Source organism: Roseomonas populi (assembly GCF_024594815.1).
Taxonomy (GTDB): domain Bacteria; phylum Pseudomonadota; class Alphaproteobacteria; order Acetobacterales; family Acetobacteraceae; genus Roseomonas; species Roseomonas populi.
The window spans coordinates 71,250-91,066 of sequence record NZ_JANJOU010000011.1 but is presented as its reverse complement, the minus strand read 5'-3'; the positions used below and the strand labels follow the sequence as shown (position 1 = coordinate 91,066).

Here is a 19,817-nt window from a genome sequence, read left to right as displayed (position 1 = left end):
TTTTTTGGTTGTGTGGGGTGGTCGGTCCCTGCCACCCCCCCCCCCCCCCCCCCCCCCCGCGACAGACGGGAAGCGCAGAACCACCCACCCTTGATTAACCCTTGTGCCGCATCCTCCCGCGCATGAGCACGCAGGCAGTGCAGGCCATGGCGCCGCGGACCGCCCGCCCGGCCAAGGCTGTGGCGAAGACAGCGGACTTCAAGGGCGCGCTGGTTCGCGCCCAGGCGCCTTTCGCACCCGCTCCTGCCGCCACGGCAGTTGCGCGGGCGGGTGACTCCACCTTCCGCAGCCGCATCGCGGCGCAGGAGAGCGCGGGCGCCGGCTGGGCCGCCCGCAATGCTGCCTCGGGTGCCCTCGGCCGCTACCAGATGCTTCCCGTCGCCTTGCGCGACATCGGCTGGCAGGGCGCGGATGGTGGCTGGACGGAGCGCGCGGCCGCCATGGGCGTGCGGAGCGAGGCGGATTTCCTCGCCAACCCCGCTGCGCAGGAGGCCGCGATGGGCCAGTACCTGCAGCGCACGGAACGGCAGCTCGCCGCCAACGGCGCGCTGGACGCTGCCGGACGCACCGTCACGGCCACGGACGGCCAGCCGCTCGCCATCACCCAGGCCGGGCTCGTCGCCGCCGCCCACCGCCGCGGTGCCGGCACCGTGGCGCGCTGGCTGGACCACCGCACCCGCACGCCGGACGCGCCCCTGCCGGAAGCCACCCGCGCCGCCTTCGCCAGCGTGGAGCGCCGCCTGCGCGACTTCGCCGGCACCAGCGTCGCCGCCGGCGCCCGGGTCAGCCCTTCCGCATGAACAGCACGGGCAGGCCCACCCCGCCGCCCAGGGGCCGCTCCCCCGGATGGTCGGCGGCGTAGCCCAGGCTCTCGTAGAAGGGCACGGCGCCGAGATAGGCGCGCAGCACGAAGCGCCCATGCCCCGCGGCCCGCGCCCGCTCCTCCGCCGCCCGCACCAGCCGCGTCGCCAGCCCCTGCCGCGCGGCGTCCGGGTGCACGAAGACCTTGCGGATCCGCGCCGCCCCGTCCGGCTGCGGCCCCCAGCCCGCGCTGCCCAGCAGCGCCCCATCCCGCTCCGCCACCCAGAGATCGCTCGCCAGCACCTCCGGCGCGTAGTCCGGCGCCTCCAGCATCGCCCGGTAGGCCGGCACCACCGATGGCGGATAAGCCGTCGCCAGCGCAGCGAAGGAGGCGGCGTGCAGGGCCACCAGCGCCGGGATCTCCTCGTCATGCAAGGGGCGCAGAAGGGCTGGGTGCATCACGGCTTCCGGGATCGGGTCGGCGGGCGCAAGATCGCCGCCTCGAACGGTCCCGCCAAGGGCCGCAGAACGGGCTGAGGAAATTCCATGCGTTCACTCATCACCGGCCGCCGCCCCCTGCTGGCGGCAGTCCTGCCCGCCCTGGCCGCCCCCGCCCTGCTCCCCACCGGCGCGCTGGCGCAGGGCGCCACCTTCCCCAACCGCCCGATCCGCCTCGTCGTTGCCTTCGCGGCCGGCGGCAACTCGGACACCATGTCCCGCCTCATCCAGCCCCGCCTGTCGGAGTTCCTGGGACAGCCCGTGGTGGTGGAGAACCGCGCGGGCGCGGGCGGCGCGCTGGCGGCCGGCCAGGTCGCGGGCGCCCCGGCGGACGGCCACACCCTGTTCTTCGACGCCGCCTCCTTCATCATCGCCCAGTTCATCCACCGCAACCTGCCCTTCGACTACGAGAAGGACTTCCAGCCCGTCGGCATGGTGGCGGAGGTGCCCTACATCCTCGCCGTCACCACCGGCACCGGCATCCGCGACCTGAAGGGCTACCTGGAACAGGCAAGGATCGCGCGGGACGGCATGTCCTTCGGCTCCCCCGGCGTCGGCAACACCGGCCACCTCGCCGGCGCCCTCCTGGCGCATCGCAGCGGCACGAAGATGGAGCACATCCCCTATCGCGGCGGCGCGGAGGTGGCGCGCGACCTCGCTGCCGGCACCCTTCCCTCCGGCTACCTCTCCCTCAACTCCCTCTCCCCCGTGCTGGAATCCGGCAAGGCCCGCGCCATCGCCCTCACCAGCGGCACCCGCATGGGGATCGAAAGCGTGCCCACCATCGCCGAATCCGGCTTCCCCGGCTTCGACCTGACAAGCTGGAACGCCATCTTCTGCCGCACCGGCACGCCGGAACCCATCCGCCGCAAGCTGGAGGAAGCGGTGAACTTCGCGACCCAGGACGCGGAGGTGCGCCAGCGCCTGGCGGCCATGGGCGCTACCGCCGTGCCCGCCGACGCGGACCGCCTCGCCGCGCGCCTGGTGAGCGAGCGGGTCCTGGTGCAGAACCTGATGCGCGATACGGGAATCAGCTTCGGGTAAGGCCCGCGCGGCATGCCCCAGGGGAGGGGAGAAGGAGTTCTCCCCCCTGGTTCCCACCCCTCGCTCTCCTCCATCGGGCGGCCGCGAAATGCGGCGCCGCCCCGCCCCATCAATCCACGATGAACAGCCGCGCGCCCGTCCGGGTGGAGGAGCGGTGCGCCGCATCCCCGAAATCGGAAACCTGGTAGCTCATCCCCGGCCGCAGCGTGAACCGCCGCCCGTCCCGCAGCTCCGTTTCCAGCTCCCCCTCCAGCACGGTCAGCACATGCCCGCGGTCGCACCAGTGGTCGGCCAGGTAGCCCGGGGAATACTCCACCATCCGCACGCGCAGGTCGCCCACGGTGAAGCTGCGCCACAGCGCGTGGCCGGTCTCGCCGGGATGGCGCGTCTCCTGCACCGCGGACCAGTCCGTCACGGTGAAGGGCAGTTCCGGGATCTTCATCGGCGGCACGCTCCAGCAAAGGGCCCGCGCATCATGCCGCGCGGGCCGCGCCCCGCCTACTCGTCCCGCTCCCAGGTCACGATGATCCGCACCACCTGGCCCAGCAGGTTCGGATGCGGCTGCGGCGGGCCGACGAGGTGCAGCCGGTTGCCCTCGAACCGGAAGATCCTCTCCTGGTCCGTCCCGACCCAGGCCTGGTTCCAGGCTGCCTCCACCCGCGTCACCACGCGGTCGCCCTGCACGCGCCAGCGCCCGGTATAGGAGATCATGGAGCGGAGCGCCGCCGCGCGCTCGGCGTCCGTCCCCGGCACGGGGCGTCCCTCGGCGGTGACGAGGGCGAGCCATCGCCCGCCGGCCGTTGCGATCTGGTAGCCGGTCGGGTGTTCGCCGAGGGGATAGGTGCGCGCCCCGGTCGCCGGGTCCTCATAGGTGACGGTCACGAGCTTCCAGTTCCCGATGATCCGCTCCCGGTCATCGGCCCGCGCCGGAGAAGCCAACGAGGGGGAAGCCAGCGCCGCCACGCCCAGTGCCAAGGCCAGCACGGCGCGGCGGAGGAACCGCGCGGTCACGCCGCCACCCCCATGCCCCGCTCCACCCGCTCCCGCAGCCCGTCCACGCCGCCTGTCAGGAAGGCCGCCAGGTTCGCCCGCAGGGTCGGCAGCGCCTGCTCCGCATAGGTGTCGCTCATTCCCCCGATATGCGGCGTGATGATGAGGTTCGGCGCGTCCCACAACGGGCTCTCCGCCGGCAGCGGCTCCACCGCGAAGACATCCAGCGCCGCCCCCGCGATCGTCCCTGCCCGCAAGGCCTGATCCAGCGCCGCCTCCTCCAGCACCGCCCCGCGCGCGATGTTCACGATCCAGGACTGCGGCTTCATCGCCGCCATCACCCGCGCATCCACGATGTGGTGCGTCTCCGGGGTATAGGGGATCAGCAGCACCAGGAAGTCCGCCTCCGCCACCGCCTCCAGCAGCCTCTCGCGCGGCATCACCGCGTCGAAATGCGGCGGCACCTCGGCCCGGCCGGTGATCCCCACCACGCGCATCCCGAAGGCCTTGCAGCGCGGCGCCAGCTCCTCGCTGATCGACCCCACGCCGAGGATCACCACCGTCCGCCCCTGCAGCAGCTTCTGCGGCCAGCGCTCCCACCGCCGCTCCGCCTGGTTCCGCAACACCTGCGGGAAGTTCCGCGCCAGCAGCATCATGTCCAGCATCGCCATCTCGGACATCTGCGGCCCGTGGATCCCCCGCACGCGGGTGATCGCCACCTCCGGCGCCAGCTCCGGCATGACCAGAAGGTTGTCCACCCCCGTCGTCAGCGCCTGCACCCAGCGCAACTTCGGCAAGGCCCGCACCAGCCCGCCCGTCACCGCCGGCGCCATGGAGGCCAGCACCTCCGCCCCCTTCGCCGCCTCGGGCACGGACGCCGCATCCCTGGCCACGTGGAACCGCATCTGCGGGAATTCCGGCGCCAGGTGCGCGTTGTAGTAATCGGCATCCTTGCCAAAGAGGAGAACGTCCATGGCCCTCACCCGATCTCCGTGATGATCTCGGGGAATTCGTGCAGCCGCGCGGAAGGCCCGCCCGCCTCGATGAAGTAGTTGTCGCAGACCCAGGACATGATGCCCCGGTGGTTGTAGGTCGGGTGCACCACAATGTTGGTATCGGCCTGGATCGGGAACGGCTCGTCGTGCCGGATCAGCGGCCGCTCCACCATGTCGTAGCCCTGGCCATGGCAGTAGAGCCGGTTCTCCTTCGGCCGTCCGTTCCGCTCCATGAAGGCGTTGAATTCGGCATAGACCGTGGCGGCCGGCGTGCCGGGCTTCAGCAGGTCCAGCGTGAACTTCCGCGACTCCAGCGTGAAGGCGAACTCGTCCTGCATCTGCTGCGAAGCCTTGCCCAGCACGCAGCTCCGTCCCAGCTCCGTGTACATCCCGCCCGGCCCGCTGTTCTCCACCAGCAGCACGAACTGGTCGCCCTCCCGGATCATGCGGTTGCCGTAGTGCCACTGCCCGAACTGGAACGGCGTGCCGGCGGGGGCCGAGGCGCAGAGGTAGATCCCCTGCTCGCTGCCATAGGCGTGGCTATAGGCCTGCGCCACCGCCGCCACCTCCCGGTCCCGCATCCCCGGCTTGATGGCGGCGAAGGCCGCGCGCATCGCCCCGTCCTGCATCCGCGCCGCGTCGCGGACCAGCTCCTTCTCCTCCTCGCTCTTGATCACCTTGATCCGGTCCACGAGGTCGGAGGCCTCGACGAACTCCGCCGCCGGGAAGCGCTTGCGCAGGTGGTCCACCAGCGCGACGGAAACCTGGTACGCCCCCACCAGCCCGATTCGCGCCTTCGCGTAGGGTTCCAGCCCCATCGCCGCCAGCTCCGGGTCATAGGGCGCCGTATAGTAGCAGGAGGAATAGCTCGGCGTGGTCAGCGCGCGCTTCACGCCGCGCAGCACGCCGTCATCACCGCCCGGCGGCTCCGTCACGCCGCCGAAGGGCCCCTGGCGCACGATCGTCATCAGGTCGTCGCGCGGGAACACCACCGTCACGGGATAGCCGTTCGTCGCCGGCAGGTCCGTGAAGTACTTCACGTAGCCGCCCATGTGGTCCGAGTTGTTCTGCATCAGCAGAACGTCGATCCCTTTCTCCGCCATCGCGGCGCGCACCGCGGCCCAGCGCCGCTCCAGTTCGGCCGTGGAGATCGGCCGCTGAATCCTCTGATCCTGATCAGGCATCTGTCTTCCTAGCGTTCAAGCGAGATGCCGGCGCGCTGCGCCACGGCAACCCAAAGCGCGTCATTGGCGATGATAGCGCGGCGGAACTCCTCGGGATCGAGCCCGCTGGGCTCCACCGAGTTCAGCGCCAGCTTCTCCCGCACGTCCGGCAGCGCCGCGATCCGCCGCACCTCGCCGGAGAGCCGCCGCAGGACCTCTGGCGGCAGCCCCGCCGGCCCGAACAGCCCGATCCAGTAATCCACGACGAAGTCGGCGAACCCCGCCTCCACCATCGTCGGCACATCCGGGTAGCCGGAGAGCCGGTTCGTGGAGGACACGGCCAGCGGCCGCACCCGCCCGCCCTCGATCGCCGCCCGTGCCGGCCCGGGATCGCTGAAGGCCAGCGTCACGTCCCCGCCGGCAAGCGCCGTCACCCCGTCCGCGCTGCTGCGGTAGATCACACCCTCCAGCGAAAGCCCGGCCCGCTGCGCGAAATACGCGCCGAGCAACTGGAACCCCGTGCCGCCCGTGCCGAAATTGCCCTTCGCCGGATTGGCCCGCAGCCAAGTCACCAGCTCCGCCACGCTCCGCGCCGGATGGTCCGCCCGCACCAGCACCATGCCCGCGAAGGCGCCGAGCACGGCAATCGGCGTTAGGTCCACCTGCCGGTCATAGGCGGGCTTCCCCGCCCCCTTCTCCGCCAGCACCGGCCCGCTCGCGTGCACCACCAGCGTGTAGCCGTCCGGCCGCGCGCGGATCACCGCCTCCGTCCCGATCACCGCGCTCGCGCCAGGGCGATTGTCCACCACGAAGGGTTGGTTGAACGCCTCCGCCAGCTTCTGCCCGTAGATCCGCGCCAGCAGGTCGTTCCCCCCGCCCGCGGCATAGGGCACCACGATCCGCACGGGATGGTCCGGATACTCGGCGCGCGGCTGCGCCTGCGCCGCGGCCACACCGGGCCGCAGCAGCAGCGCGCCGCCCGCGCCCATCCCGGCCATGAAGACGCGCCTCGTCGTCATCCGGCGTTCCCTCCGGTCGCGTCCTGTCGCGGCGCGATCCCTTGCTTTCGGCCCGATGCGGCTGGCCAAACCAACCCACATCGCAATACCGTTGACCTACGATACGGTCACTCCGTGCCGGTCTGTCAACGGAGAAAGGATGAAGGCCGCGTCACGCGCCGCCTTGCATCCGGCGCGCGCACGGCCTTCCTTGGAAGGCACCAACACGCCAGGAGAACGGATTGCCGCCCGAGAAGAACCAGATCCAGGTCATCGGCCGCGCCGCCGCCGTCCTGCGCGCGCTGGAGAACCAGCCCCAGGGCCTCAGCCTCGGGGGGATCGCCGCGAAGGTGGAGCTCGCCCGCTCCACCGTGCAGCGCATCGTCGCCGCGCTGGAGAGCGAGAAGCTGGTGGTCGCCGCCGGCCCCAGCGGCCGCGTGCGCCTCGGCCCCGCCCTGCTGCGCCTCGCCGCCTCGGTGGAGACCGACGTCGCCGCCATCGCCCACCCCTTCATCGCCGAACTGTCGGCCTCCCTCGGGGAGACCGTGGACTTCGCCGTGGTGCGCCGCGACCACCTCGTCTTCGTGGACCAGGTCATCGGCATGCAGCGCCTCCAGGCCGTCTCGGCGGTCGGCGAGACCTTCCCGCTCTACTGCACCGCCAACGGCAAGGCCTATCTCGCCACCCTGACGGATGAGGAGATCGAATCCCTCATCGGCACGGGCTATGGGCGCCGCACGCCCAACACCATCACCACCTTCGACGCCCTGCTGCCCGAGGTGAAGAAGGCCCGCCGTGCCGGCATCGCCTTCGACCGGGAGGAGCACGTGCTCGGCATCTCCGCCGTCGGCGTCGCGCTGCGCGACATGCTCGGCAATCCCGTCGCCATCTCCGTCCCCGTGCCCACGCAGCGCTTCACCGGGCGGGAGAAGGCGATCGCCGAGCGGCTGCTGGCCACGAAACACGCACTGCAGCAACGATTCACCGACGGCAGCGACTGACGGCCGCATTTTCCCCTTGCAGGGCGTAACCGCATCTCGGTACGGTCAGCCCACGAAGCAATACAAGCACGGGCACCCCGCCGGGGGCGCGCCCGGCAAGGGGAAACGCAGATGCCGATCACCATCAAAGGGGTGACGTTCGAGACGAATCTCGACAACTCGATGGGGCTCCACTTCCACAACCTGTCCCACCGCTTCGGCTTCCAGTCGCCGAACTGGCCCTACTTCCAGGACGTGCAGATCGAGCGCATCCACTACATGGCCAAGTCCGGCGTGCTGAGCCAGCGCATCACCACAACCATGCACAACGGCACGCATATCGACGCGCCCGCCCACGTCGTCTCCGGCACGCCCTTCATCGACGAGGTGCCGCTGCCCCACTTCTTCGGCACGGGCATCGTCGTCTCCATCCCCAAGAAGAAGTGGGAGATGATCACCTATGACGACCTGGAGAAGGCGGCCGGCAAGGCCGTGCGCCCGGGCGACGTGGTGATCGTCAACACGGGCTGGCACCACAAGTACGACGACAACGACGAGTACTTCGCCTATTGCCCGGGCTTCGTCCCCTCCGCCGGCGACTGGTTCGTGGAGAAGAAGGTGAAGGTCGTCGGCCACGACACCCAGGCCAACGACCACCCGCTCGCCACCGCCATCGGCCCGCACCGCAACGGCCCGCTGATGCCGCACCTGGCGAAGGAATACCTGGAGTGGTCGGGCGGCCGCGCCTGGGACGAGGACCACCCCCAGTGGGAGCCGGTGCACCGCAAGCTCTTCACCAACGGCATCCTCGGCATCGAGAATGTCGGCGGCGACCTGGATGCCGTCACCGGCAAGCGCGTCACCTTCGCTTTCTTCCCCTGGAACTGGGACCGCGGCGACGGCTGCATCATCCGCCTCGTCGCCATCACCGATCCCACGCAGGACTACCGCATCGAGCGCGGCGAGAGCTTCTGATGCGCGTCCGCCGCTTCGCCGAGGCGAAGCCCTACGAGGCGCCCAACCACGTCGGGATGAAGGCGCTTCGTCTCCAGGGCTTCGAGGAGGGCGGTCCGGAGAAGTTCTGGACCGGCCTCTCCCACTTCCTCCCCGGCGGCGGCGCCGGGCCGGACAGCTCTCCGCTAGAGAAGGTCTATGTCGTCCTCTCCGGCGAGGTGACGGTGCGCGCCGATGGCGAGGAGACCGTCCTCGGCCCGCTCGACAGCTGCTTCATCGCCGGCAACGTGGTGCGGGAGGTGGTGAACGCCTCCAACCACGTCGCCACCATGCTCGTCGTCATGCCCTATCCGGAGAAGGCCGCATGAGCGATTTCCTCTCCGACCCGCTCGCCCTCTTCGGCGTCAAGGGCAAGGTCGCGATCGTCACCGGCGCCTCCGGTGCCTTCGGCGCCCTCGCCGCGAAGGTCCTCGCCGGCGCCGGGGCGAAGGTCGTCGCTGTCGCTGGCAGCAAGGGCCCGCTGGACGAAGTGGTAGCCGAGTGCCGGGCACTGGGTGCCGAGGCGGAGGCCGTCAACCGCCGCCCGGATTCCGAGGAAGCCTGCGACGCCATCGTCGCGGACGCCGTCGCGCATTTCGGCCGCCTGGACATCCTCGTCGTCGCCTCCGGCAAGAACGACGTGGCGAAGATCACGGAGATGTCCCCCGCCCGCTTCCTCGACGTGATGGACGCCAACGTCACCCAGTCCTGGCTCATGGCCCGCGCCGCCGGCAAGCGCATGCTGGAACAGGGCGAGGGCGGCAAGGTCGTCCTCATGTCCTCCGCCCGCGGCAAGCTCGGCCACCCCGCCGGCTACACTGCCTACTGCGCCTCAAAATCCGCCGTGGACGGCATCACCCGCGCCCTGGGCTGCGAGTGGGGCGAGACGGGCATCACCGTGAACGCTATCGCCCCCACCGTCTTCCGCTCCCCGCTGACGGCGTGGATGTTCGAGGACACGGAGCGCGCGAAGGATGTGCGGAAAGGCTTCCTCTCCCGCGTCCCCAAGGGCCGCCTCGGCGAACCCTCCGACCTCGCCGGCCCGCTCCTCTTCCTCGCCTCCCGCGCCTCGGACTTCTACACGGGCCACGTCCTCTACGCCGATGGCGGGTACACCGCGGGATGATGCAGGTCACCGTCATCGGCGCCGGCCTCATGGGCCACGGCCTGGCGCAGGTCTTCGCCGCCGGCGGCCACGCCGTCTCGGTCTACGACCCGCATCAGCCGAGCCTGGACAGCCTGCGGGACCGCATCCGCGCCAACCTCCGCGACCTCGGCGAGGACGAGTCCGCCGCCGATCGCGCCACGCCGGTCGCGGACCTCGCGGAAGCCGTCCGCAACGCCGATTTCATCGTGGAAGCCGCGCTGGAGGACCTGCCCGTCAAGCAGGACCTCTTCGCCCGCATCGAGGCCGCCTGCCCCGCCCACGCGATCCTCGCCAGCAACACCTCCGTCATCCCCATCACCCGGATCATGGAGGGCCTGCGCGACCGCACGCGGGCGCTGGGCACCCACTGGTGGAACCCGCCCTTCCTCGTCCCGCTGGTGGAGGTGATCGGCACCGAGTGGACCGCGCCCGAGGTCATCGAGCGGACGATGGAACTCCACCGCGCCCTCGGGAAGATCCCCGTCCACGTCAAGCGGGACGTCCCCGGCTTCGTCGGCAACCGCCTGCAGCACGCCCTCTGGCGGGAAGCCATCTCCCTCGTCGAGAACGATATCTGCGACGCCGAGACGGTGGACCTCGTCGTCAAGAACAGCTTCGGCCGCCGCCTCGGCGTGCTCGGCCCCATCGAGAACGCCGACCTCGTCGGCACCGACCTGACGCTCGCCATCCACCGCACCGTGCTCCCGGCGGTCGAGAGCCGCCCCGGCCCCTCGCCCCTTCTCGAAAAGCTGGTGCAGGAGGGCCGCCTCGGTTTCAAATCCGGCGAGGGCTTCCGCCGCTGGACGCCCGAGCAGCAGGCGGCACTCCGCCGCGACATCGTCACCACGCTGAAGCAGGCGCGCACCAACGACGCTGCCAGAACAAAGAACGCAGAAGGGAGAGACGACCATGAAGGGGAAGCATCCGGAAGCGGCTGACCGCCTCGCACCCGCCGTCACCCGCCGCACTGTCCTCGGCTCCGCCGGCCTCCTCGCCGCGCCCGCCATCGCGCGCGCGCAGGGCGCCGGCCGCCCCATCAAAATCGGCTTCGTCAACCCGCGCACCGGGCCGCTGGCCGCCTTCGGCGAGGCCGACGCCTTCGTGCAGGAAAACCTGGCGAAGACCCTGGCCGAGGGCATCCGCATCGGCGGCCGCACCCACCCCGTGCAGATCCTCGCGCGCGACAGCCAGTCCAGCTCCAGCCGCGCCGCCGAGGTCGCCTCGGAGCTGATCCTGCGCGACAAGGTGGACCTCCTCACCGCCGCCAGCACGCCGGACACGGTGAACCCCGTGGCCGACCAGGCCGAGGTGAATGAGGTTCCCTGCGTCACCACCAACTGCCCCTGGCAGCCCTATTTCTTCGGCCGCCGCGGCGACCCCGCCAAGGGCTTCGAGTGGACCTACCACTTCTTCTGGGGGCTGGAGGACGTGATCGCCGCCTTCACCGACCTCTGGTCGAAGGCGGAGACGAACAAGGTCGTCGGCGGCCTCTTCCCGAACGACGCGGACGGCAATGCCTGGGGCGACGCCAAGCTCGGCCTTCCCCCGGCCCTCGCCCAGAAGGGCTACCGGCTGGTGGACACCGGCCGCTTCCAGCCCTTCTCCAACGACTTCTCCGCCCAGATCGCCGCCTTCAAGGCCGCCGACGTGCAGATCGTCACCGGCGTGCTGGCCCCGCCGGACTTCGCCACCTTCTGGTCCCAGGCCGGGCAGCAGGGCTTCCGCCCGAAGATCGCCACCATCGGCAAGGCTCTCCTCTTCCCCTCCGCCGTCTCCTCCCTCGGCGATCGCGGCCAGGGGCTGACGACGGAGATCTGGTGGTCCCCCCACCACCCCTTCCGCTCCTCCCTCACCGGCCAGACCGCCACCGAGCTCTGCGACGCCTACAGCAAGGCCACCGGCAAGCCCTGGACCCAGCCCATCGGCTACGAGCACGCCCTGTTCGAGGTGGCGCTGGACGTGCTGAAGCGCGCGGGCAAGCTGGAGCCCGAAGCCATCCTCGGGGCCATCCGCGCCACCGACCTCCGCACCATCGCCGGCCCCGTGAAATGGGGCAGCGGCCCGGTGAAGAACGTGGCGAAAACCCCCCTCGTCGCCGGCCAGTGGCGCCGCGTCTCGGGCGGCGGGCTGGACCTCATCGTGCTCGCCAATCCCGGCGCCACGGAGATCCCCATCGGCGGCACGCTTGACCTCCTCCGCTGATCCCATCCTGGCGCTTGCGGGCATTCGCAAGCGCTTCGGCGCCGTGGTGGTGGCCGATGGCATCGACCTCGCCGTGCGCCACGGCGAGGCGCTGGGCATCCTCGGCCCCAACGGCGCGGGCAAGACCACGCTCTTCGGCATGGTCACCGGCAATGTCCGCCCCGATGCCGGCACCGTCACCTTCGAGAGCCGGGACGTCACCGCCCTCTCCCCCGCCCGCCGCTGCCGCCTGGGCATGGCCCGCTCCTTCCAGGTCCCCCAGCCCTTCTCCGGCCTCACCGTCTTCGAGAACCTCGTCACAGCCGCCGCCTTCGGCGCCGGCGAGCACGAATCCGCCACCTACGATCGCTGCGCCGAGATCCTGGAGCGCTGCGGCCTCCTCCCCCTCGCCAACAGCCGCGCCGGCACCCTCCGCCTGCTGGACCGCAAGCGCCTGGAGCTCGCCCGCGCCCTCGCCACCAAGCCCCGCCTCCTCCTGCTGGACGAAGTCGCCGGCGGCCTCACAGAGCGCGAGTGCGAAACCCTCGTCACCCTCATCCGCGACCTCCGCAACACCGGCATGACGGTCGTCTGGATCGAGCACGTCCTCCACGCCCTCACCGCCGTCGCCGATCGCGTCGTGGTCCTCCACGGCGGCCGCCTCATCGCGGAAGGCACAGCGACGGAAGTGGTCCGCCACCCCGCCGTGGCCGAGGTCTACATGGGAATCCCCATGGATGCCTGACCTGCTGGAACTCCGCGGCCTCGATGCTTTCTATGGCGACTTCCAGGCCCTCTTCGGCATCGCCGCCGCCGTTCCCGCCGGCCGCGTCGCCGCGATCATCGGCGCCAACGGCGCGGGCAAGAGCACCCTGCTGAAGACAGTCGCCGGCCTCATCCAGGCGCCGCGCCGCGACGCCGTCCTCTTCGACGGCGAGCCCATCGGCGGCCTTCCCGCCCACGAGCTCGTCGCCCGCGGCATCGCGCTCGTCCCCGAGGGCCGTCGCCTCTTCCCTTCCCTCAGCGTGGAGGAGAACCTCCTCATCGGCGGCCGCGTGCGCCGCCCCGGCCCCTGGTCGCTGGAAGCGATCTACAGCCTCTTTCCCGTGCTGGCCGAACGCCGCCACGTCCCCGGCCCGGCGCTGTCCGGCGGCCAGCAGCAGATGGTCGCCATCGGCCGCGCCCTCATGTCCAACCCGCGCCTGCTGCTCTGCGACGAGATCAGCCTCGGCCTCGCCCCCGTGGTGGTGCGCGACATCTACGCCCGCCTCCCCGGCCTCACGGCGCAGGGCATGGCGCTGGTGATCGTGGAGCAGGACGTCTCCCAGGCGCTGGCCGCCGCCGACCGCGTCTTCTGCCTGCGCGAGGGTCGCGTGGTGCTGGAAGGCCCCGCCACCTCCGTGACGCGAGAGGCCGTCGCCTCCGCCTATTTCGGGGTCTAGCCGCCATGGAATGGGCCAACGCCATCATCCAGGGAATCCTGCTCGGCGGCCTCTACGGCCTCTTCGCCGCCGGCCTCTCGCTCATCTTCGGCGTGATGCGCCTGGTGAACATCGCCCATGGCGACCTCATCGTGCTCGCCGCCTATCTCGCCCTCGTCGCTACCCAGACCCTCGGCCTCGACCCCCTCGCCTCGCTGCTGATCGTCGTCCCCGCCATGGCGCTCATCGGCTACGCCCTCCAGCGCCTCTTGCTGAACCGCACCCTCGGCGACGACCTCCTCCCGCCCCTCCTCGTCACCTTCGGCCTCTCCATCATCATCCAGAACGGGTTGCTGGAGATCTTCTCCGCCGACAGCCGCCGCCTCCAGGCCGGCGCCCTGGAGACCGCCGCCCTGCCCCTCGCCGGCCTCTCCATCGGTCTCCTCCCCCTCCTGCAATTCGGCGTTGCGGTGGCCGCCATCGCCGGCCTCCAGCTCCTCTCCTGGCGCACCCCCCTCGGCCGCGCCTTCCGCGCCACGGCGGACGACCCGGAGGTCGCCCGCCTCATGGGCCTGGACAACCGCCACGTCTTCGCCCTCGCCATGGCCCTCTCGCTCGCCATCGTGGCCCTGGCCGGCGTCTTCCTCGCCCTCCGCACCAACTTCGATCCCGCCATCGGCCCCGCACGCCTCATCTTCGGCTTCGAGGCGGTGATCATCGGCGGCCTCGGCAGCCTCTGGGGCACGCTGGCCGGCGGCATCCTGTTGGGCGTCGCGCAATCCATCGGCGCGCAGATCGACCCGGGCTGGCAGATCCTCGCCGGCCACCTTCTCTTCCTCGCCGTCCTCGCCATCCGCCCCCAGGGCCTCTTCCCGAGGCTCGCCGCATGACGGCCCGCGTCACCCACGGCAGCCGCATCGGCCCGATCATCGCCATCGCCGCCCTGCTGGCGCTCGCCGCCGCCCCCTGGTGGACGGACCGCCAGGGCCTGCGCCTTCTCGGCGAGATCTACGCCTATGCCGCGCTCGCCAGCCTCTGGAACCTCCTCGCGGGCTATGCCGGCCTCGTCACCGTCGGCCAGCAGGCCTTCGTCGGCCTCGGCGCCTATACCCTCTTCGGCCTCGCCCTGCTGGCCGGGGTAAACCCCCTCTGGGGCATCCCCGCCGCCGGCCTCATCGCCGCCATCGCCGCCGTGCCCGTCGCCGCCCTCACCTTCCGCCTGCGCGGCGCCTACTTCGCCATCGGCACCTGGGTGGTGGCGGAGGTCTTCCGCCTCGGCGCCGCCCAGTTCTCCGCCCTCGGCGGCGGCTCCGGCACCAGCCTGCCCGCCTCCGTCCTCGCCGCCATCGGCAACCGCGCCGCGCGCGAGCAGCTCTTCTACTGGCTCGCTCTCGCGCTCGCCGCCGCCACGATCCTCGCCATCCTTCTGCTCCTGCGCTCCCGCCACGGCCTGGCCCTCGCCGCCATTCGGGACAACGAGACCGCCGCCCGCGCCAACGGCATCGAGGTGGACCGCACCCGCCTTGCCGTCTTCGTCATCGCCGCCGCCGGCACCGCCATGATCGGCGCCCTCATCTTCCTCCAGAAGCTCCGCATCTCGCCGGACGCCGCCTTCAGCGTGAACGACTGGACGGCGCTGGTGATCTTCATCGCCGTCATCGGCGGCATCGGCCGGGTGGAAGGCCCCCTCCTCGGCACCGCCCTCTTCTTCCTGCTGCGCGAAAGCCTCTCCCAGCTCGGCAGCCTCTACCTCCTCGTCCTCGGGGCGGTGGCCATCGCCGTCATGCTCCTCGCCCCGCGCGGCCTCTGGGGCCTGCTGGCGGATCGCCTGGGCTGGCAGCTCTTCCCCCTCGCGCGGCGCCTGGAACCGCGCTCCTCCGCACCACCCGTCCCCGCTGCCACCACGCCCGCACGGGAAGCCAGCCCATGACCGGACGCCGCGACCTCCTCGCCGCCCTCGCCGCCGCGCCGCTGCTCGGCCGCTCCGGCACCGCCCGTGCCCAGGCCCGCCCCAATGCCTGGCTCGTCCTCGGCTTCCCGCCCGGCGGCCTCGGCGACGTCGTCTCCCAGCCGCTGCTGGAGCGCCTGCGCGGCCGCTACGCGGCGACCATGCTCATCGACCATCGCCCCGGCGCCAGCGGCCGCATCGCCGCGGAATACGTCAAGCGCGCCGCGCCGGACGGCGCCACGATCCTCCAGGTGCCGGGCTCGGTGATGAGCCTCTACCCGCACATCTACCGCGCCCTGCGCTACGACCCGCTGGCGGACTTCACCCCCGCCGTCGCGCTCTGCACCTACACCTATGCCCTCGTCGCCGGCCCCGGCCTGCCCACCGGCATCACCACCCCTGCCGACTATCTCGCCTGGGCTCGCGCCAACCCGCGCGGGGCCCATTACGGCATCCCCGCCACCGGCTCCCCCATGCACTTCGCCGGCATGATGCTCGGCCGCCGCGCGGGGCTGGAGCTGGAGGCCGTGCCCTTCCGCGGCGGCGCCCCGCTGATGCAGAACCTCCTGGGCGGCCAGATTCCCGTCGGCTTCACCGTGCTGACCGAAGCCCTGAACCCCATCCGCGAAGGCCGGCTCCGCGCCCTGGCCGTGCTGGACGGGGATCGCTCCCCCTTCCTCCCGAACATCCCCACCCTGGCCGAGAGCGGCTACCCCGACATCCGCCTGCGCGACTGGCTCGGCTGGTTCCTCCCCGCCGGCACCCCGCCCGAGACGGTGGCGCGCCTGAACGCCGCCGTGCGCGAGGGCCTGGAGACGCCCGCCTATGCCGAGATCCTCTCCCGCAACGCCCTGACGCCCATGGGTCAGCCGCCCCAGGCCTTCGCCGAGACCTTCCGCGCCGACCACGCCCGCTGGGCCGCCATCGCGCGCGAGACGGGCTTCACCGCCGATGACTGACGGCCCCGGCACCGCACCGCCGCTCACCGGCGCCACCGCCCTGCTCCGCGTGCTGCGGAGCGAGGGCCTGCGCCACGTCTTCGGCGTCGCCGGCGGCAAGCTCGCCCCCCTCCTGCACGGCATCGCCGGGGAGGCCGGCCTCCGCTACCTCGGCCTGCGGCACGAGGCTGCCGGCCCGATGATGGCCGCCGCCATCGCCGCCGCCGGCGGCGGCGTGGCCGTCGCGCTGGCCGAGATGGGCCCGGGCGCGCTGAACCTCCTCGCCGGCACCGGCGGCGCGGCCGCCAACCACCTGCCCCTGCTGCTGGTCACCACCAACCAGCACCGCGCCGCCGCCTACCCGCATGCCGGCCTCTTCATGGACCTCGACACCACCGCGCTCTTCAGGCCGCTGGTGAAGTGGAGCGCCGTGGTGAGCGACGCCCGCCGCATGCCGGAGCTGGTGCGCCGCGCCCTGCGGGAAGCCCTCTCCGGCGCCCCAGGCCCCGTCCACCTGGACATCCCGCACGACGTCCTCACCCAGCCCTGCGCCATCGACCCGCGCTGGCTGGACAGCCCCGCCGAATCCTGGCGCGCCGCCGAAGGCCCCCGCCCCGCCGCCTCGTCCGTCGCGCAGGCGGCGGCCCTCCTGGCCTCCGCCCGCCGCCCCCTGATCGTCGCAGGCGGCGGCGCGGTCGCCAGCGGCGCGGAGGCCGCGCTGGACGCCCTGGCCGAACGCCTCGGCGCCGCCGTGGTGCCCACGCAGATGGCGGTGGGCACCGTCCCCACGGACTCCCCCCGCTTCATCGGCCAGGGCGGCATCATCGGCGGCGAGGCGGTGCTGGAAGCCTTCGCCCGCGCCGACCTCGTCCTCGCGGTCGGCTGCCGCTTCTCCTCCTGGCTCTGGGACGAGCGCGGCCCCCTCGCTCGCCCGCCCCAGCGCATCATCGCCGTCAACATCGACCCCTCCGCCCTCGGCGGCCTCGTCCCGCACGATGTCGCCATGCCCGCCGATGCCCGCCTGGCGCTGGAGGACCTGCTGGCGGCCCTGGAAGGGCGCTCCATCGCCACGGAACCCGGCTGGCTGGAAGGCCTGCGCGCCACCCGCCTGCGCTACGAGGCCCGGCTTCTCCCGGCCGATGACGGCAACCCCGTCATGCACCCCGCCGCCCTCGCCCACGCCATTGGCGCCGCCCTGCCCGCCGATGCCCTCGCCACCTATGACGGCGGCCACACCAGCTTCTGGAGCAACGACCTCACCCCCGCCCTCGCCCCACGCACGCGGCTGCACGAGCCCGGCATGTGCCAGCTCGGCTTCGGTCTCCCCGCCGCCCTCGCGCTGCAACTGCTGCACCCCGGCCGCATGGTGGTGAACCTCACCGGGGACGGCGCCTTCGGCTTCACCCTTCAGGAACTGGACACGGCCCGGCGCGAGGGCCTGCCCGTGATCAGCATCGTCCACAACAACGCCGCCTGGGGCGTCATCGCCTTCGGCCAGTCCCGCGGCGGCAAGGCCCCCTTCGGCACGGGGCTGGAGGGCACGGATTACGCCGCCATCGCCCGCGGCTTCGGCTGCCACGGAGAGGTGCTGACGCGCGCGGAAGAGGTGTCGCCCGCCCTCGCCCGCGCCCGCGCCTCCGGCCTGCCCGCGGTGCTGGATTGCCGCACCCGCTTCGTGCCGCACCCCTGCATGCCCGCCTTCGGGCGGATGAACCGCTACGGCTTCGAAGCCTTCGCACCGCCCGGCGCAGAACCGGGATGAGCGACGACAAAGGGGAAAACGAACCATGAGAGACAGCATCACGCGCCGCCGCGCGCTTGGCCTCGGGCTGGGCCTCGGCACCGCCCTTGCCACCCCAGCCCTCGCGCAAGGCCTCTCCACACGCCCCGTCACCGTCATCGTCCCCTTCAGCGCCGGCAGCCCGCCGGACGTGGTGGCCCGCCTCGTCGCCGAAGCCTTCGCCCGCCGCTGGAACCAGCCCTTCGTCGTGGACAACCGCACCGGCGCCAGCGGCAACATCGGCGCCCAAGCCGCCGCCCGCGCCGCGCCCGATGGCCACACGCTGATGGTCACCGCCAGCACGCTGGTGATGAACGCCAGCCTCTACAAGCAGCTCCCCTACGATCCCGTGGCCGGCTTCACCCCCGTGGCGGAACTCGCCACCGTCGGCTTCGGCCTCCTGCTGCATCCCTCGGGCGGCGCCGATGCGCGCGAATTCGTCGCCCGGGCCAAGGCACGCCCCGGCGCCCTGAACTACGGCTCCCCCGGCGTCGGCACGCCCCACCACCTGGCCATGGAGCTGTTCCGCCAGAAGGCCGGGATCAACCTCGCCCACGTCCCCTACCGCGCCGTCGCCGGCGCCGTCACGGACCTGCTGGCGGGCCAGGTCGCCGCCATGTTCGTCCCCATCGGCAGCGCGGTGGAGCTGGCGAAGGACGGCCGCATCAAGCTCGTCGCCGTCGCGAGCGAGGACCGCCTCCCCGCCGCCCCCAACACTCCCACCCTCGCCGAGGCCGGCGTCGCCAGCATGGAAATGCGCGACTGGTACGGCCTCTTCGCCCCCGCCGGCACCCCGCCGGAGATCGTGGCGAAGCTGAACACCACCGCGAACGAGATCCTCGCCGCCCCGGAAACGGCCGCCACCCTCCGCACCCAGGGCATGACCCCCGTCGGTGGCCCGCCCGACCGCCTGCGCGCCGACGTCGCCACCGACCTCGCCCGCTGGGCGAGCGTGGTGCGCGAGGCCGGCATCACACCAGAATGAAGGAAGCACGCATGAACCCGCTGAAGAACAAGGTCATCATCACCTGCGCGGTGACGGGCGGCATCCACACCCCCACCATGTCCGATGCTCTGCCCGTCACGCCGAGCGAGATCGCCGAGCAGGCCGTGGCCGCCGCGGAAGCCGGCGCCTCCATCCTCCATCTCCACGCGCGCGACCCGGAGACCGGCAAGCCCACGCCGGACCCGGACGTGTTCATGCAGTTCCTTCCGCGCATCAAGCAGGCCACCGGCGCCGTGCTGAACGTCACCACCGGCGGCGGGCTGAACATGACGGTGGAGGACCGCCTGGCCGCGCCGCTGAAGGCGAAGCCGGAGATGTGCTCCCTCAACATGGGCTCCATGAACTTCGGCATCTTCCCGCTCGCGGACCGCTACAAGGAATGGAAGCACGACTGGGAGGAGCCCTATCTCCGCGGCACGGACGACTTCATCTTCCGCAACACCTTCCGCGACATCGCCCGCATCCTGGAAATGCTGGGCAAGGAGCACGGCACCCGCTTCGAGCACGAGTGCTACGATGTCGGCCACCTCTATAACCTCGCCCATTTCGTCGATCGCAAGCTGATCGAGCCGCCCTTCTTCGTGCAGACCATCTTCGGCATCCTCGGCGGCATCGGCAGCGACTGGGACAACGTGCTCTTCATGAAGCGCACGGCCGATCGCCTCTTCGGCACGGACTACGTCTGGTCCGTCCTCGCCGCCGGCCGCCAGCAGATGCCCATCTGCACCCAGGCCGCGATGATGGGCGGCAACGTCCGCGTCGGGCTGGAAGACAGCCTCTACATCGGCCGCGGCAAGCTCGCCTCCTCCAATGCCGAGCAGGTCACGAAGATCCGCCGCATCATCGAGGAGCTGGGCCTGGAGGTCGCAACGCCGGACGAAGCCCGCCAAGCCCTCAACCTGAAGGGCGCCGACCTTGTCGGCTTCTGAGGCGG

22 protein-coding genes are annotated in these 19,817 nt (G+C 71.7%); 16 read left to right on the top strand and 6 right to left on the bottom strand.

Annotation, left to right across the window (positions count from 1 at the left end):
* Nucleotides 1-122: 122 nt before the first annotated feature.
* On the top strand, nt 123-800 hold the full coding sequence (locus NRP21_RS15015; RefSeq protein WP_257717029.1) for a hypothetical protein: 678 nt from the start codon (nt 123-125) through the stop codon (nt 798-800).
* On the opposite strand, the gene NRP21_RS15010 is transcribed toward NRP21_RS15015, so the two are convergent.
* Nucleotides 784-1,260: a GNAT family N-acetyltransferase gene (locus tag NRP21_RS15010; protein WP_257717028.1), complete on the bottom strand. Its 477-nt coding sequence runs from the start codon at nt 1,258-1,260 to the stop codon at nt 784-786. The genes NRP21_RS15015 and NRP21_RS15010 overlap by 17 nt on opposite strands.
* Before the next feature lie 87 nt (nt 1,261-1,347).
* On the opposite strand from NRP21_RS15010, the gene NRP21_RS15005 reads away from it, so the two are divergent.
* Nucleotides 1,348-2,343, top strand: coding sequence for a Bug family tripartite tricarboxylate transporter substrate binding protein (locus tag NRP21_RS15005; RefSeq protein WP_257717027.1), 996 nt, complete (start codon nt 1,348-1,350; stop codon nt 2,341-2,343).
* Between the two features lie 109 nt (nt 2,344-2,452).
* Here the strand turns inward: NRP21_RS15005 and NRP21_RS15000 are convergent, their stop codons facing one another.
* The 5 genes from NRP21_RS15000 to NRP21_RS14980 are packed head-to-tail and all read right to left on the bottom strand — an operon-like array spanning nt 2,453 to nt 6,510.
* Nucleotides 2,453-2,785: a DHCW motif cupin fold protein gene (locus NRP21_RS15000; RefSeq protein WP_257717026.1), complete on the bottom strand. Its 333-nt coding sequence runs from the start codon at nt 2,783-2,785 to the stop codon at nt 2,453-2,455.
* A 56-nt stretch (nt 2,786-2,841) separates the two neighbouring features.
* Nucleotides 2,842-3,354 (bottom strand): lipocalin-like domain-containing protein, encoded by a 513-nt coding sequence (locus tag NRP21_RS14995; protein ID WP_257717025.1) that lies wholly within the window; start codon nt 3,352-3,354, stop codon nt 2,842-2,844.
* Nucleotides 3,351-4,307 carry a D-2-hydroxyacid dehydrogenase gene (locus NRP21_RS14990; RefSeq protein WP_257717024.1) on the bottom strand — a complete coding sequence of 319 codons (957 nt, stop codon included), beginning with the start codon at nt 4,305-4,307 and terminating at the stop codon, nt 3,351-3,353. The genes NRP21_RS14995 and NRP21_RS14990 overlap by 4 nt, the downstream gene beginning before the upstream one ends.
* A 5-nt stretch (nt 4,308-4,312) precedes the next feature.
* Nucleotides 4,313-5,512: a M24 family metallopeptidase gene (locus NRP21_RS14985; protein ID WP_257717023.1), complete on the bottom strand. Its 1,200-nt coding sequence runs from the start codon at nt 5,510-5,512 to the stop codon at nt 4,313-4,315.
* 8 nt (nt 5,513-5,520) lie between these two features.
* Nucleotides 5,521-6,510 (bottom strand): Bug family tripartite tricarboxylate transporter substrate binding protein, encoded by a 990-nt coding sequence (locus NRP21_RS14980; protein WP_257717022.1) that lies wholly within the window; start codon nt 6,508-6,510, stop codon nt 5,521-5,523.
* A 221-nt stretch (nt 6,511-6,731) separates the two neighbouring features.
* Here NRP21_RS14980 and NRP21_RS14975 point away from each other — a divergent pair, with 221 nt between their 5' ends.
* The 14 genes from NRP21_RS14975 to NRP21_RS14910 all read left to right on the top strand — a co-directional run bounded on the left by NRP21_RS14975 (nt 6,732) and on the right by NRP21_RS14910 (nt 19,812).
* A complete protein-coding gene (locus NRP21_RS14975; RefSeq protein ID WP_257717021.1) occupies nt 6,732-7,490 on the top strand; it encodes an IclR family transcriptional regulator in 759 nt (252 codons plus the stop codon).
* Between the two features lie 111 nt (nt 7,491-7,601).
* Nucleotides 7,602-8,444 carry a cyclase family protein gene (locus NRP21_RS14970; RefSeq protein WP_257717020.1) on the top strand — a complete coding sequence of 281 codons (843 nt, stop codon included), beginning with the start codon at nt 7,602-7,604 and terminating at the stop codon, nt 8,442-8,444.
* Complete coding sequence (locus tag NRP21_RS14965; RefSeq protein WP_257717019.1) at nt 8,444-8,791, top strand: cupin domain-containing protein; 348 nt, start codon at nt 8,444-8,446, stop codon at nt 8,789-8,791. The genes NRP21_RS14970 and NRP21_RS14965 overlap by 1 nt, the downstream gene beginning before the upstream one ends.
* Nucleotides 8,788-9,588 (top strand): SDR family NAD(P)-dependent oxidoreductase, encoded by an 801-nt coding sequence (locus NRP21_RS14960; RefSeq protein WP_257717018.1) that lies wholly within the window; start codon nt 8,788-8,790, stop codon nt 9,586-9,588. The genes NRP21_RS14965 and NRP21_RS14960 overlap by 4 nt, the downstream gene beginning before the upstream one ends.
* Nucleotides 9,585-10,547, top strand: a complete 963-nt coding sequence (locus NRP21_RS14955; RefSeq protein ID WP_257717017.1) for a 3-hydroxyacyl-CoA dehydrogenase family protein — start codon at nt 9,585-9,587, stop codon at nt 10,545-10,547. The genes NRP21_RS14960 and NRP21_RS14955 overlap by 4 nt, the downstream gene beginning before the upstream one ends.
* Nucleotides 10,519-11,811 carry an ABC transporter substrate-binding protein gene (locus NRP21_RS14950; RefSeq protein WP_257717016.1) on the top strand — a complete coding sequence of 431 codons (1,293 nt, stop codon included), beginning with the start codon at nt 10,519-10,521 and terminating at the stop codon, nt 11,809-11,811. Before NRP21_RS14955 ends, NRP21_RS14950 begins: the two co-directional genes overlap by 29 nt.
* The gene (locus NRP21_RS14945) at nt 11,795-12,535 is read left to right on the top strand and encodes an ABC transporter ATP-binding protein (protein WP_257717015.1); all 741 of its coding nucleotides are present in this window, start codon (nt 11,795-11,797) and stop codon (nt 12,533-12,535) included. The genes NRP21_RS14950 and NRP21_RS14945 overlap by 17 nt, the downstream gene beginning before the upstream one ends.
* Nucleotides 12,528-13,232 (top strand): ABC transporter ATP-binding protein, encoded by a 705-nt coding sequence (locus NRP21_RS14940; protein ID WP_257717014.1) that lies wholly within the window; start codon nt 12,528-12,530, stop codon nt 13,230-13,232. The genes NRP21_RS14945 and NRP21_RS14940 overlap by 8 nt, the downstream gene beginning before the upstream one ends.
* Before the next feature lie 5 nt (nt 13,233-13,237).
* Nucleotides 13,238-14,101 carry a branched-chain amino acid ABC transporter permease gene (locus NRP21_RS14935; RefSeq protein ID WP_257717013.1) on the top strand — a complete coding sequence of 288 codons (864 nt, stop codon included), beginning with the start codon at nt 13,238-13,240 and terminating at the stop codon, nt 14,099-14,101.
* Complete coding sequence (locus tag NRP21_RS14930; RefSeq protein ID WP_257717012.1) at nt 14,098-15,141, top strand: branched-chain amino acid ABC transporter permease; 1,044 nt, start codon at nt 14,098-14,100, stop codon at nt 15,139-15,141. The genes NRP21_RS14935 and NRP21_RS14930 overlap by 4 nt, the downstream gene beginning before the upstream one ends.
* Nucleotides 15,138-16,118: a tripartite tricarboxylate transporter substrate-binding protein gene (locus NRP21_RS14925; RefSeq protein ID WP_257717011.1), complete on the top strand. Its 981-nt coding sequence runs from the start codon at nt 15,138-15,140 to the stop codon at nt 16,116-16,118. The genes NRP21_RS14930 and NRP21_RS14925 overlap by 4 nt, the downstream gene beginning before the upstream one ends.
* Nucleotides 16,111-17,859, top strand: a complete 1,749-nt coding sequence (locus NRP21_RS14920) for a thiamine pyrophosphate-binding protein (protein WP_257717010.1) — start codon at nt 16,111-16,113, stop codon at nt 17,857-17,859. The genes NRP21_RS14925 and NRP21_RS14920 overlap by 8 nt, the downstream gene beginning before the upstream one ends.
* A 25-nt stretch (nt 17,860-17,884) precedes the next feature.
* Nucleotides 17,885-18,862, top strand: a complete 978-nt coding sequence (locus tag NRP21_RS14915; RefSeq protein WP_308219898.1) for a Bug family tripartite tricarboxylate transporter substrate binding protein — start codon at nt 17,885-17,887, stop codon at nt 18,860-18,862.
* A gap of 11 nt (nt 18,863-18,873) precedes the next feature.
* The gene (locus NRP21_RS14910) at nt 18,874-19,812 is read left to right on the top strand and encodes a BKACE family enzyme (protein WP_257717008.1); all 939 of its coding nucleotides are present in this window, start codon (nt 18,874-18,876) and stop codon (nt 19,810-19,812) included.
* The last annotated feature ends 5 nt before the right edge of the window (nt 19,813-19,817 follow it).